General features: G+C 70.0%; 13 protein-coding genes. 1 reads left to right on the top strand and 12 read right to left on the bottom strand.

Annotated elements, in window-relative coordinates; translation table 11 throughout:
* Positions 1–59 precede the first annotated feature (59 nt).
* The 4 genes from tsaD to rsmB are packed head-to-tail and all read right to left on the bottom strand — an operon-like array spanning position 60 to position 3683.
* Positions 60–1112 carry a tRNA (adenosine(37)-N6)-threonylcarbamoyltransferase complex transferase subunit TsaD gene (gene tsaD, locus VGJ96_04845; protein ID HEY3286435.1) on the bottom strand — a complete coding sequence of 351 codons (1053 nt, stop codon included), beginning with the start codon at positions 1110–1112 and terminating at the stop codon, positions 60–62.
* A 4-nt stretch (positions 1113–1116) separates the two neighbouring features.
* A complete protein-coding gene (locus tag VGJ96_04840; protein HEY3286434.1) occupies positions 1117–1671 on the bottom strand; it encodes a TlpA disulfide reductase family protein in 555 nt (184 codons plus the stop codon).
* Complete coding sequence (rpe, locus tag VGJ96_04835) at positions 1668–2342, bottom strand: ribulose-phosphate 3-epimerase (GenBank protein HEY3286433.1); 675 nt, start codon at positions 2340–2342, stop codon at positions 1668–1670. Before rpe ends, VGJ96_04840 begins: the two co-directional genes overlap by 4 nt.
* Positions 2343–3683, bottom strand: a complete 1341-nt coding sequence (gene rsmB, locus VGJ96_04830) for a 16S rRNA (cytosine(967)-C(5))-methyltransferase RsmB (protein HEY3286432.1) — start codon at positions 3681–3683, stop codon at positions 2343–2345. It lies immediately after the preceding gene.
* A gap of 196 nt (positions 3684–3879) precedes the next feature.
* On the opposite strand from rsmB, the gene VGJ96_04825 reads away from it, so the two are divergent.
* The gene (locus tag VGJ96_04825; protein ID HEY3286431.1) at positions 3880–6090 is read left to right on the top strand and encodes a hypothetical protein; all 2211 of its coding nucleotides are present in this window, start codon (positions 3880–3882) and stop codon (positions 6088–6090) included.
* Positions 6091–6230: 140 nt separating this feature from the next.
* Here the strand turns inward: VGJ96_04825 and fmt are convergent, their stop codons facing one another.
* The 8 genes from fmt to ruvC all read right to left on the bottom strand — a co-directional run.
* Entirely contained in the window at positions 6231–7160 is a 930-nt protein-coding gene (gene fmt / locus VGJ96_04820; GenBank protein HEY3286430.1) for a methionyl-tRNA formyltransferase, read from the bottom strand.
* On the bottom strand, positions 7160–7717 hold the full coding sequence (gene def / locus VGJ96_04815) for a peptide deformylase (GenBank protein ID HEY3286429.1): 558 nt from the start codon (positions 7715–7717) through the stop codon (positions 7160–7162). Before def ends, fmt begins: the two co-directional genes overlap by 1 nt.
* Positions 7714–8079 (bottom strand): preprotein translocase subunit YajC, encoded by a 366-nt coding sequence (yajC, locus tag VGJ96_04810; protein HEY3286428.1) that lies wholly within the window; start codon positions 8077–8079, stop codon positions 7714–7716. The genes def and yajC overlap by 4 nt, the downstream gene beginning before the upstream one ends.
* Complete coding sequence (gene tgt / locus VGJ96_04805) at positions 8076–9215, bottom strand: tRNA guanosine(34) transglycosylase Tgt (GenBank protein ID HEY3286427.1); 1140 nt, start codon at positions 9213–9215, stop codon at positions 8076–8078. Before tgt ends, yajC begins: the two co-directional genes overlap by 4 nt.
* 179 nt (positions 9216–9394) lie before the next feature.
* Positions 9395–10429 carry a tRNA preQ1(34) S-adenosylmethionine ribosyltransferase-isomerase QueA gene (gene queA, locus VGJ96_04800; protein ID HEY3286426.1) on the bottom strand — a complete coding sequence of 345 codons (1035 nt, stop codon included), beginning with the start codon at positions 10427–10429 and terminating at the stop codon, positions 9395–9397.
* Positions 10430–10483: 54 nt separating this feature from the next.
* A complete protein-coding gene (ruvB, locus tag VGJ96_04795) occupies positions 10484–11515 on the bottom strand; it encodes a Holliday junction branch migration DNA helicase RuvB (GenBank protein HEY3286425.1) in 1032 nt (343 codons plus the stop codon).
* An 85-nt stretch (positions 11516–11600) separates the two neighbouring features.
* Positions 11601–12200: a Holliday junction branch migration protein RuvA gene (ruvA, locus tag VGJ96_04790; protein HEY3286424.1), complete on the bottom strand. Its 600-nt coding sequence runs from the start codon at positions 12198–12200 to the stop codon at positions 11601–11603.
* Positions 12197–12635 (bottom strand): crossover junction endodeoxyribonuclease RuvC (ruvC, locus tag VGJ96_04785; GenBank protein HEY3286423.1); only part of this gene is annotated, 439 nt, incomplete at its 5' end. The genes ruvC and ruvA, both read right to left, overlap by 4 nt.

Genomic DNA, 12635 nt, shown 5'->3' with positions numbered 1-12635 from the left:
GAACGCGCACGCGGCGCGGCGAACCCTCCGTGTACTCCGGCGCGCCGCGGTCTGTTCCGCTACGTGCGCAGGCCGGGAATCGGGAGCGACGCGTAGGCGTTGAGCGAGGCGTCGCTGCGCTCGCCGCGGGCCAGCCGCCAGTGGCCGGCGCGCGCGATCATCGCGGCGTTGTCGGTGGCGAGCCGGGGCGACGGGGCGAAGACGGCGCCGCCAAACGGCGCCACCGCGCGCCGCACGCCTTCCTGCAGCGCCACGTTGCACGCCACGCCGCCCCCCAGCACCACGCGCCGCCGGCCGAACGCGCGCGCCGCGCGTGCCGTCTTTTCCGCCAGCGTGGTGATCAGCGCATCCTGAAATCCGCGGGCGAGGTGGGGCCGCTCCTCGTCGAGCGTGCCGGCCGCGTCGGCGGCGTGCACCTTGCGCAGCACGGCCGTCTTGAGTCCCGAGAACGAGAGGTCGTAGTAGTCCTCGTCGCCCGGCTGCTGTCCGCCGTGCAGCATCGGCGGCGCGAATCGATGCCGCGTGGGATCCCCATCGCGAGCCGCCACCTCGATGGGCCGCCCGCCCGGATATGGCAGGCCGAGCAGCTTGGCCACCTTGTCGAACGCCTCGCCCGCCGCGTCATCGCGGGTGCTGCCGAGCAAGCGGTACTCCCCCCACGCGGCGACATCCAGCAGCAGCGTGTGCCCGCCGCTTACGAGAAGGGCGGTGAAGGGCGGCACCGCGTCGGCGTGATCGAGCGCGGTTGCGAAGAGATGTCCTTCCATGTGGTGCACGCCGAGGAACGGCACCTGCCACGCCGTTGCCAGCGCCTTCGCGTAGGCGACGCCCACCAGCAGCGCGCCGACCAGTCCCGGTGCATGCGTCACCGCGATGGCGTCCAGGCCGTCGCCCGTCGACGGCAGCCCGGCATCGGCCAGCGCCTGCCGGGTGACCGGCACGACGGCGGTGAGGTGGGCCCGCGACGCGATCTCGGGCACGACGCCCCCGAAGATGCGGTGCACGTCCTGCGAGAGGATCACGAGCGAGTCGAGGCGCACGGCGTCGCCGCTGCCGCTCACCACCGCGGCCGACGTCTCGTCGCAGGAGCTCTCGATGCCGAGGACGCGCATCCGCCTACGGCGCTTCCTCGGCGAGGAGCCCGCGCATCAGCTTCAGGTTGGCCTCGGAATTCCATTGGGCCGCGCCGATGACGCGCTTGCGGATCACGCCGTCCTTCCCGATCACGAACGTCTCGGGAATCCCGCTCGTCTGGTAATCGCGCTCGATCGTGCCGCTTCCCTCGTGCAGGATCTCGAACGTCAGTCGGTGCTCCGCCACGAAGCTCCGGATGGCGTCGTCGAAGCCCGGATCATCCACGCTGATCGCGACGACCTTCAGTCCCTGAGGTCCCAGGGAATCGTGCAGAGCCTGGATGCCGGGCATCTCCTGCTTGCACGGGCCGCACCACGTGGCCCACATGTTGAGCAGCACCACCTGACCGCGATAGTCGGTGATGTTCTTGGTTTTCGGGCCGCCGGCGACCATGGTGGCCGCGTGAAACTCCGGGGCCCTGGAGCCCGGTGCCACCGGGAACAGGTCGGCACCGAAGATGCGCGTCGCGGCGTAGAGCGCACCGGCCAGCACCACCACGACACCGGCGACGATCGCCCACTGGCGGCGCGCCGTCACGCCGACTCCGCGCAGCGCGCGCGCAGCGCCCGCACTTCGGCCGCGGGGTCGGCCGCGCTGAAGACGGCGTTGCCGGCGACGAACGTGTCGGCGCCGGCGCGCCAGCAGGCGGTGATCGTCTCGCGGGCGATGCCGCCGTCCACTTCGAGCGCGGCGCGACTGCCGGCGGCATCGAGCAGGGCGCGGGCGCGCCGGATCTTGTCGTACGAGCCGGGGATGAACGCCTGCCCGCCGAAACCGGGGTTCACCGTCATCACGAGCAGCAGGTCGAGATCGGCGGCAACCTCCCGCACGCCTTCGAGCGAAGTGGCGGGATTGAGTGCCACGCCGGCCTTGCACCCGAGTTCCTTGATGCGCGCGACCTGTCGGTGCAGGTGTGGCGCGGCCTCGGCGTGAATGGTGATAACGGCGGCGCCGGCCTTGGCAAAGCTGTCGAAGTACTTCTCCGGCTCGACGACCATCAGGTGCACGTCGAGCGGCAGCTTGGTGGCGCGGGCGCACGTCTCGATGACCTTGGCGCCGAACGTCAGGTTGGGCACGAAGCAGCCATCCATCACGTCCACGTGCAGCCAGTCGGCGCCGCCCGCCTCGATCATCGCGAGCTGGGCGGTGAGACGGGCGAAATCGACGGAAAGCAGCGAGGGGGCGATGCGCACGCTGGCAGCGCTCATTTACGGGCTCCGGAGGCGCGCGGCGAACGCGCCATCGGCCCCGTGCACGTGCGGCAGGACGCGCAGGAAGCCGTGGTCGAGGGTCGAGTCGGGCACGGCGCCGGCGGGAGGCGGCTCGAGCCGCCAGGCGGGGTGCGCGGCGAGGAAGGCGTCCACCTGCACCTCGTTTTCTTCCGGCTCAAGGGAGCAGGTGGAGTAGATCAGCAGTCCGCCCGGCCTCACCAGCTGCGCGGCGGAACGCAGGATATCGCGCTGTATCATTGCGGTCACCGCGAGATCGCTCGTCCGCAGCCGCCAGCGGGCATCGGGATGGCGCCGGAACGTGCCCGTCCCGGTGCAGGGTGCGTCCACGAGCACGGCATCCACGGGGCTGATTGCGGGCTGCTTCGCGTCGAAGGCGACCGGCGCGACATTCTCCAGTTCAAGCCGCTGCTTGGTGGCCCGGAGTCGCCCGAGGCGCACGACCGAGAGGTCGGCGCTGACCACGAGGTCCGCGCGTCGGGCCAGCTCGACGCTCTTCCCCCCAGGGGCGCTGCAGAGGTCGGCGACGGTCCCGCCGGCGGGGATCGCGGCGTAGCGAGTCACCATCGTGGCCGCGGGATCCTGCACGAAGCAGTAGCCCTGCGTAAAGGCGGGAAGCTCCACGAGATTGACCGAGCCCACCACGCGGATGGCATCGTCCGCGAGCGGGGCGTCCGCCACGTGAAGGCCGGCGGTCTCGAGCATCGCTTCCAGCTGTTCGCGCACCAGGCCCCACGGGCGCACGATCACCGGCGCCTCGCGGTTGTTCGCCTCGAGCAGGGCGCGCGTCGGCTCCGGCCCCCAGCGTTCCGCCCAGCGGGCGACGAGCCACCGCGGATGCGAGAATTCCGTGGCCAGGGCATCCACCGGATCGGTCGGGAGGTCGGCGCCGAGCGTGGAGCGTTCGCGGTCCAGTCGGCGCAAGACGGCGTTCACCAGCTTGCTGGCGCCCAGGCCGTGACGCTGCTTGGCCAGTTCGACCGTCTGCGCGATGGCGGCGTAGGCCGGGACGCTTCCCATTTCGAGCAGCTGGTAGGCGCCCAGCCGGATCAAGTCGGCAAGATCGCCGTCGAGCCGGGCCAGGCCGCCGCGCACCCGCGAGATCAGCGCGTGGTCGATCCAGCCGCGGCGGCGCAGCATCCCATAGATGAGCTCCTGGGCCCACCGGCGGTCCCGATTCTCGAGCCGCACCCCGCGGCGCTCGAGCGCGGCGCCCAAAAGGACCCCCGCCCGCAGGTCGGCGCATACGTCGGCGGCCGCCCGGCGCGCGTCCGTCACCGGGGTGCTGATCGAGGCCGAGGTGTGGCTGCGGTGGGTCACGGGCAGAGGCGGCGAGCGGAAGATCCTGTATAATAGCAGGGGGGGCCTCTGGACGCTTCCGGGATCACCGTTACCTCGTGACCTCCCGGCCCGTCCATAGAAAGCAGCGAACTGGCACCGCGACAGGTGCCGGTTTGCGGCATGCCCATTGGATTACGATATTCGTCTCCCCCGTCCTTCTCAGCACGGAGTGCGAATGCACGGCCGCAAGCTTGTCACCACTGGAACCGCTGCGACGCTCGCCATCCTCGCCCTCATTGGCGGGTGCGGCGAGGCAACCACGGGTCCCACTTCGGTGAAGCCGCAGGATTTCGCTGCCAGCCTCAAACTGCTCTCCGGCAACTCGCAGAGCGGCTCGGTTGGCGCCGCGCTCGCCGAGGTCCTGACGGTCAAGGTCGTCGACGCCGGCGGACAACCGGTGGCCGGCGCCACGGTGCTCTGGCAGGTGCGAGACGGCGGTGGCACCATCAACCCGCCCGCCTCCACTTCGTCGGCAACCGGCCTCGCGTCCGTGACATGGACGCTGGGCTCGACGCTCGGCGCCAATAAGGCGGTGGCCATCCTGCAGGGCAGCTACGTGAAGGACAGCGTGGTCTTCACGGCGACGGCCGGCGTGGGTCCGGCCTCGCGACTGACGCTGGTCGCCGGCAATGCGCAAACCGGACGGGTGGCCGCGCCGTTGGCGCAGCAACTCACCGTCAACGTCAAGGACCAGTTCGGTTACGCCGTTTCCGGCAAGCGCGTCACGTGGGCCGCGGGCCTGTTCAGTGGGTCAGTCGCCGCCGTCGCGGACACCACGGATGCGTCCGGCAACGCCAGCGCGACGTGGGTCCTCGGGACTGCCGCCACGGGACAGACGGCGTCCGCCACGGTCACCGGCATCGCGCCGATTGCGTTCACCGCGACCGCCACGCCGGATACCAGTCGGGTTTTCACGACCACCGTGAGTCCGGCGACCTCAGCCGCCGTGGGTGCTAACGCCGGCACGATCACCGTGAAAGTCACCGACCGCTTCTCCAATCCCATCTCGGGAGACGTCGTGAACTTCGCCGACTCTACCGCCGGAGGCGGCAGCGTCTCGGTGGCGACGGCGACCACAAACGCCAGCGGGCTGGCGTCCACGACCTGGACGCTGGGCCCGAATCCGGGAACACAGTTCCTGCGCGCGCGACTGATGCCGCGGCAGGAGCGCGTCTCGTTCACCGCGTCGGCCTGGATCGACTTCACTCAGGTGTTCGCTGGCAACTACCAGGCCTGCGCCATCGGCACGAACGATCGGGCCTATTGCTGGGGCTATGGGGACGATGGGCAACTTGGCAAGGGCACGCTCAAGACGACGTACGCGCCCTCCGCCGCCGTCACGGCGAGCGACACGCTCCTCGGACCGTTCCTCCAGTTCCGCACGATTCAGCTCGGTCGCACCTTTGGCTGCGGCATCACCGTGGCGAAGCAGATGTACTGCTGGGGACGCCTGAATGGCAGCACGCTGCAACCGCTGCCAACCGCGGTGACCTTCGTGCCGCCCACGACGGTGAACACGATCGCCACGGGGGAACGCCATACGTGCATGACGACCCCGTCAGGGCTTGCCTACTGCTCGGGGACGAACGACGAAGGCGAACTGGGCAACGGTACGTTCGTCACGGCTTCGAACTACGTCGCGGTGCTTCCGGCGTTGTCGACGTGGTCTGGCATCGCCGCCGGCTCGCTCCATACCTGCGCCATGCCACGCTACGCCGGCGCCGGCACCGTGAAGCCGTCCTGCTGGGGGTTCAACTCGTCGGGTCAGCTTGGCAACGGCGCCGTGGCGACATCGAACATTCCGGTCGCCGTCACCCTGCCGGCGCTGGTCACGGAGATGGACTCCACGTCGCTCGTTGTCGGCGCCGCGCACAGCTGTGCGATCGTCAGTGCGAGCACGAGTGCCACAAGTCCGATCGGCAGCGTGCTCTGCTGGGGCAGCAACGGCTACGGACAGCTGGGCAACGCCGCCGCGTATACCAGCACCTCATTCTCGAACGTGGCGGTCCCCGCAGCCTCGGGGCAGACGTTCACATCGCTGACGGCGGGTGAGTATCACACCTGCGGCGTCACGACCGCCGGTGCCGCGCTCTGCTGGGGACGGAACAATGCGGGCCAGCTCGGCGACGGCACGCAGGTGACGCCGGCCACCGCGGTACCTGTGACGGTCGGCGGCTCCCTGACTTGGCGTTCGCTGAGCGCTGGGGAGCTCTTCACCTGCGGCGTGACCGGTACCACGTCGGGTGGGGGCACGACCGCCACCGCCGGCACCGTCTACTGCTGGGGCGACAATGAGTACGGCCAGATTGGCCAGCGCACCGCCGGCGTCAATGGACAGCCTGTGCTGACCCCGCGGATCGTGAAGGGACAGCAGGCGTCGCCGTAACCGCGATTACGGATTCCGATCGAGGAGAGCGACAGACGAATGGGGCGCCCGGCCTCAGCCGGGCGCCCCATTTGCTGGAGATCGTCAATCGCAATCCGTAATCGCACGCCGGAATCGCAATCCGAATTCCATATCCTCAATCAGCCCCAGCTGTCTCCGACCATCACGGAGCGTCCCTGCGCCCAATCTAGCGCCGCCATCCGGCGCTTCCCCGCCGGATGCACCTCGCGAATGGCGACGGCGCCGCTGCCGCACGCGACAATCATCCCCATCTCGTCCGTCTCCAGCACCTCGCCGGGCGTTCCCGCGCGGTCCTCGATCGCCCGGGCGCCGAAGAGCCGCACCTCGCCGCCGCGCACGCTGCTCCAGGCGCCGGGCTTCGGATCATACGCGCGAATTCGCCGCGCGACGACGTCCGCCGGCAGGTCCCAGTGCACCCGCGCGTCCTCGCGCTCGATCTTCTTGGCGTACGTTGCCCGCGCGTCATCCTGCCCCTGCTCGGTGGCCTCGCCGAGTTCGATGAGCGCGAGCGCCTCGATCAGCGCGGTCGCGCCGAGTTCGGAGAGCCGTAACGTCAGCTCGCCACCCGTCTCGTCGGCCTCGATGGGCGTCGTGAGCGTGTGAATCACCGGTCCCGCGTCGAGCGCCGGTACCATGCGCATGATCGTGACGCCGGTCTCCTCGTAGCCCTCGGCGATGGCCGCCTGAATCGGCGCCGCCCCGCGCAGGGCGGGGAGGACGGAGGCGTGGATGTTGAGCGTCCCCTTCGTCGGCAGGTCGATGACGTCGCGCGGGAGGATATGCCCGTACGCCACCACGACGGAGAGGTCGGGGGCGAGATCATGGAGCGACTGCACAAAGTCGGCCCCGCGCGGCTTCTCGGGCTGCAGCACCGGGAGCCCCTCCTCAAGGGCGACCTGCTTCACCGGGGACGGATCCAGCTGCGAACGCGACCGGCCACGCGGCCGATCCGGCTGGGTGACCACGCCCACAACGTCAAATCCCTCGCCGATCAGCGCGCGAAGCGGCGGCGTGGCGAAATCGGGCGTCCCCCAGAAGAGGATGCGCACTAGAGCTCCTCTTCGGGATGCTCGCTGGCGTGGGCCCCCGCCTTCAGGTGCCGGATGCAGCCGGGGTACCGGTCCTTCTCCTCCTCCCACCGCGCCAGCGCGCTGCGCCGCTTGAGGTAGCTGAGGTAGTCGATGAACAGCTTGCCGTGCAGGTGGTCAATCTCGTGCTGAAAGCAGCGCGCCAGCAGCGCTTCGGCCGTGACCTCGAACGACTGGCCGTCGCGGTCAAGCGCGCGCACGGTCACCCGCGACGGACGCTCCACGTCGCCGTATACATCCGGGATCGACAGGCAGCCTTCTTCGGCCTTGGCCTTCGGTCCCTGTGCGGCGATGATCTGGGGGTTCACGAGCGCGTAGACCGCCCCCTCGACGTCCACCACCGCCACGCGCTCGGTGCGCCCGACCTGCGGCGCCGCCAGGCCGATGCCCTGCGCCGCATACATCGTGTCGAACATGTCGTCGATCAGCCGGCGGATCTCGTCGGTCACCTCGGCAACCGGAGCGGTCTCCTCGCGGAGGACCGGATCGCCGAGCACGCGGATGGGCAGGACGCTCACGCGGCCGACGAGCCTCCGGGCGTGAAGACCTGCGCGACGGCGCGACGCTGGATCACGACCTTGGTGTCGCCGGTCCGGATGGTCACCAGATCATCCATCCCCTTGCCGGGCTTGCCCTCGTCGATCGTCTCCTTGATGTGCACCACCTCGCCGACGATGCCGCCCGTGGTCACCACGCCATCGCCCTTCTTGAGCGCCATGATGGCCGTCTCCAGCTGCTTCCGCTGCTTCTGCTGCGGACGGATCATGAGGAAGTAGAAGATCGCCATGATGGCGGCGAGCTGGAACAGGAACGGCATCAGCGAGCCGCCGCCGGAGGCGGGAGCTGCGGTCTGCGCGAAGATCGGCACGAAGGCGTTCATGAGCGGGTGGGTTGCGAATGGTACCGTGCGAGCCAGTCGCGGCTCCACGAGTCGAAGTCGCCCGCGACGATGCGGCGGCGGGCCTCGCGCATCAGCGCGATGAGGAAATGTACATTGTGCAGCGACAGCAGGCGCGCACCCAGCATCTCGTCGGCCTGGACCAGGTGGCGCACGTAGGCGCGCGAGAAGCGGCGGCAGCAGGCGCATCCGCAGTCCTCGACAATCGGCCGGTCGTCGTCGCGGAACTCGGCGCGCCGCATGTTGACGCGCCCGTCCGGCGTCAGCGCGGCGGCGTTGCGCCCCATGCGGGTGGGGGCCACGCAATCGAAGAGATCGACGCCGCGGGCCACCCCCTCGAGCAGGTCCTCGGGGTAGCCGACCCCCATCAGGTAGCGCGGCCGGTCGGCCGGAATCGCCGCGTCACACGTCTCGAGCATCGCGTACATGTCCGGTTTGGCCTCGCCCACCGACAGCCCGCCGATGGCGAAGCCGTCCCATTCACCCAGATCGGCGATGGACCGCGCGGCTGCCTGCCGCAGCTCGGGATGGATGCCGCCCTGCACGATGGGAAACAGCGTTTGGCGCGGCGCCTCGGGTGCGGCATGCAACCGGTCAAACTCGGCGCGACAGCGCGCGAGCCAGCGGATGGACCGCTCGCTCGCGTCCTTGGCCGCGCCCAGTTCGCTCTGGCCTGGAATGACGTGGTCGAACTGCATCACCACGTCGGCGCCGAGGTTCGTCTCGATGTGCATCACGCTTTCCGGCGTGAAGTGCCGCGACGAGCCGTCGATATGGCTGCGGAACGTGACGCCGTCCTCGTCCACCCGGTTCAGCGACGCGAGCGAGAAAACCTGGAAGCCGCCGGAGTCCGTGAGAATGGGACCGTTCCACGCCATGAACCGGTGCAGGCCGCCGAGTCGCTGCACGAGCTCGTCACCGGGGCGCAGGTGCAGGTGGTACGCGTTCGCGAGAATGATCTGGGCGTGCATCCCGCGCAGTTCGTCCGGATCCAGCGCCTTCACCGTGGCGAGCGTCCCCACCGGCATGAAGACCGGCGTCTCCACCACCCCGCGGGGGGTGCGGAAGACGCCAGCGCGGGCGCGGCCGGAGGAGGACTGGATGTCGAACGAGAACATGAGGAAAGCTACACGCGAAGGGACGGGGGGCGGAACGAGGAGGGGGTAGAGGCCCAGCGAGGGGAGAAGGGATTCGGAACGAGGAGGGAGGCCCCCCTCGAGCGCCAGGGACCTCCCTCCTCGTTCCGACTCCCCTCTCCCGTCCCTACGCCTCTACCCCCTCCCCGTTCCGCTCCCACTCACAGGATGACCATCGCATCCCCGTACGAGTAGAACCGGTACCCCTCGGCCATCGCCGTGGCGTACGCCTGCATCGTCAGGTCGTAGCCCGCAAAGGCTGCGACGAGCATCAGCAGCGTCGAGCGGGGGAGGTGGAAGTTCGTCACGAGGTGGTCGGCACTCAGCACCCGGCGGGGCGGATGAATGAAGATCCGCGTCTCCCCCTCGCCGGCGTGGAAGACCCGCTGCGCGTCCACGACGCTCTCGAGCGTGCGCAGCGAGGTCGTGCCCACGCACCAGACCTTGCCGCCGCGCGCGCGCGCGGCGTTCAGCCGGTCGACGGTCGCCGGCGACACGGAGTACCACTCGTCGTGCATGACGTGCTGGGCGAGTTCCTCGACGTCCACCGGCTTGAAGGTGCCGGCGCCGACGTGCAGCAGCACCTCGGCGCGTTCGACGCCGCGCGCGTCGAGCATGGCGAGCAATTCGGGTGTGAAATGCAGTCCTGCCGTCGGCGCCGCCACCGAACCGGTCTGCCGCGCGTAGACGGTCTGGTACCGCTCGACGTCGGCGGCCGCGTCGCCACGCTCGATGTACGGCGGCAGCGGGACGTGCCCGTGGGCCTCGATCATCGCCGCCTCGCCCCCCGCCGTGACGAGACGCACGATGCGCGTGCGGCGCTCCGTCACTTCCTCGACGATGGCATCGAACCCGAGGGCGATGTGCACGGTGCGGCCGGGCTTGAGCTTGCCCCCGGGATGCACCATCGCCTCCCAGCGGCCGTCCTCGTGCCGTCGCAGCAGCAGGATCTCCGCCGGCGCGCCGGAGTCGCGCTTGCCGAGCAGCCGCGCGCGGAAGACGCGCGTGGTGTTGAGCACCAGCACATCGCCGCCCGGGATCAGGTCGGCGAGATCGGCAAAGTGCCGATGCTCGATCGCCCCCGTCTCCCGGTGCACGACCATCAATCGCGACGCGTCGCGCCGCGCTGCCGGCGTCTGGGCAATGCGCCCCTCCGGCAGGTGAAAGTCGTAGTCGCTGGTGCGGGTCCCTTTCATGCGCGAGTCGCTCGACGGCTTGGCGCCGCACGGAGGCGGCGCGCCGTGCGCATGCTACAGCAGCGAGCCCTGCGCATCGCCGTGCTGCGCAGGCGGCGTGTAGCCGAAGTGCCGGTAGGCCAGCGCCGTCGCCATGCGACCGCGCGACGTGCGCTGCAGGAACCCGTTCTGCACGAGGAAGGGCTCGTACACCTCCTCGATCGTATCGGCGTCCTCGCCGACCGCCGCGGCGATCGTCTGCACGCCCACGGGACCGCCGTCGAACTTCTCGATGATGGTGCGCAGCAGCCGGGCATCCATCTCGTCGAGGCCAAAGTGGTCGACGTCGAGCATCTCCAGCGCCTCGCGGGCCACCGCCTCGGTGACGATCCCGGCCGCCCGCACCTGCGCGTAGTCACGCACGCGGCGCAGCAGCCGGTTGGCCACGCGCGGCGTACCGCGGGCGCGCCGCGCCAGCTCCCGGGCCCCCTCGGCGTCGATCTCCACCTTCATCACCTCGGCCGTGCGGTGCACGATGTGCTCCAGTTCGTCGGCCGGGTAATAGTTGAGCCGCAGCTCGATGCCGAACCGCGCGCGCAGCGGCGCCGTCAGCATGCCGAGGCGCGTGGTGGCTCCAATCAGCGTGAAGCGCTCCACCGGCATGGTGATGGTCTGCGCCTTCGGTCCCTCGCTCAGGCGGATGTCGATCTTGTAGTCCTCCATCGCCGGATAGAGGAACTCATCGATGATCGGCCGCAGGCGGTGGATCTCGTCGATGAACAGGATGTCGCCTTCGCGCAGGTTCGTCAGCGTTCCCACGAGGTCGCCCGGCTTCTCGAGCGCCGGGCCGCTCGTGGTGCGGATGTTCACGCCGAGTTCGCGCGCCACCAGCTCCGCCAGCGTCGTCTTGCCGAGTCCCGGCGGACCGAAGAAGAGCGCGTGGTCCAGCGGCTCCTTTCGCTCGCGCGCCGCGTCGATGTAAATGCGCAGCGCATCCTTCACCTTCGCCTGGCCGATGAACTCGGCGAGCCGCTGCGGACGCAGCGACAGCTCAACGACCGATTCCTCGGCGAGCACTTCGGGCGTGGTGATTTCGGGGCGGGACATGCCTGAATGTACGTCGGTGTGGATTCGTGTAAACCGCGCGCGTCGGCGTCACGCGCGCGCCGGCGCAGGCCGGCACCCGTCGGGATCAGCGTTTGGAGATGCGAGTCAATGCGGTGCGGATCAGGTCGGCTGTGTCGCCGGCGCCGCTCTCGGCGATCGTCGCGAGGACGGCCTTCTCGGCTTCACTGGCCTGATACCCGAGCGCGATCAGCGCGCGCACCGCGTCGGCCCCCGGTCCGGTCGGCGCGGCCTTCCGACCCGGCGCCGTCGCCTCGCCGCTGGCCACGAGCTTGTCGCGCAGTTCCAGCACGAGCCGCTCCGCCAGCTTCTTGCCGACCCGCGGCACGCGCGTGAGGGTGGCGAGGTCGTTCTCCTGCACGGCGCGCACCAGGCGATCCCCGCCGAGCGCCGAGAGCAGGTTCATCGCCAGGGCGGGACCCACGCCCGTCGTTCCCATCAGGCGCTGGAACAGCGCGCGCTCCGCCGCCGTGGCAAAGCCATACAGCGTCCAGCTGTCCTCGCGCACGACCAGCGCCGTGTGCAGGTCGACGGTGCCGCCGGGGCGGGGGAGCGACTCGGCGACCGACAGCGGGATCTGCAGCGCGTACGCCACGCCGCCGGCCGTCATCACCTCGATGCGGTCGATGTCCGCCGCGAGCAGGGTGCCGGAGATGCGTGCGATCATCGGGCCGCCTCCATCAGTCGCGTCACCTCGGCGCGCAGCACACAGGCCAGCGCCGCCGCCACGCCGTCCGCCGCATCGGCCGGTTCCGGCGCGTGCTTGAGGCGCAGCAGCTTGGTCACCATGAACTGTACCTGTTCCTTGGTGGCGGCGCCGCTTCCCGTGACGGATTTCTTGATTTCCGCCGGCGGATACTCGTAGATCGGGAGCCCGGCCTGCTGTCCCGCCAGCAACACCACGCCGCGGGCGTGCCCCAGCACCACTGTCGTGCGGACGTTCCGTGCGTAGAACACGTCCTCGACCGCCATCGCCTGTGGGGAGTGGCGCGCCAGCAGTTCACGCACCCCCTCGTAGATGTCGGCCAGGCGCGCCGCGAGCGGCTCGCTGGCGCGCGTCCGGATGTCCCCGCACTCGAGCAGCTCGGCGTCGTTCGCAGCG

The organism is Gemmatimonadaceae bacterium, from assembly GCA_036504815.1.
Lineage (GTDB): Bacteria > Gemmatimonadota > Gemmatimonadetes > Gemmatimonadales > Gemmatimonadaceae > PNKL01.
Note: the sequence above shows the minus strand (reverse complement) of the source record. Positions and strands in the feature narration are given on the sequence as shown.

Bases quoted from the DNA above. Each gene is read 5' to 3' on its own strand.
- rpe (HEY3286433.1), bottom strand. From the start codon at position 2,342: ATGAGCGCTGCCAGCGTGCGCATCGCCCCCTCGCTGCTTTCCGTCGAT.
- VGJ96_04825 (HEY3286431.1), top strand. From the start codon at position 3,880: ATGCACGGCCGCAAGCTTGTCACCACTGGAACCGCTGCGACGCTCGCC.
- ruvB (HEY3286425.1), bottom strand. From the start codon at position 11,515: ATGTCCCGCCCCGAAATCACCACGCCCGAAGTGCTCGCCGAGGAATCG.
- queA (HEY3286426.1), bottom strand. From the start codon at position 10,429: ATGAAAGGGACCCGCACCAGCGACTACGACTTTCACCTGCCGGAGGGG.
- tgt (HEY3286427.1), bottom strand. From the start codon at position 9,215: ATGTTCTCGTTCGACATCCAGTCCTCCTCCGGCCGCGCCCGCGCTGGC.
- yajC (HEY3286428.1), bottom strand. From the start codon at position 8,079: ATGAACGCCTTCGTGCCGATCTTCGCGCAGACCGCAGCTCCCGCCTCC.
- tsaD (HEY3286435.1), bottom strand. From the start codon at position 1,112: ATGCGCGTCCTCGGCATCGAGAGCTCCTGCGACGAGACGTCGGCCGCG.
- ruvA (HEY3286424.1), bottom strand. From the start codon at position 12,200: ATGATCGCACGCATCTCCGGCACCCTGCTCGCGGCGGACATCGACCGC.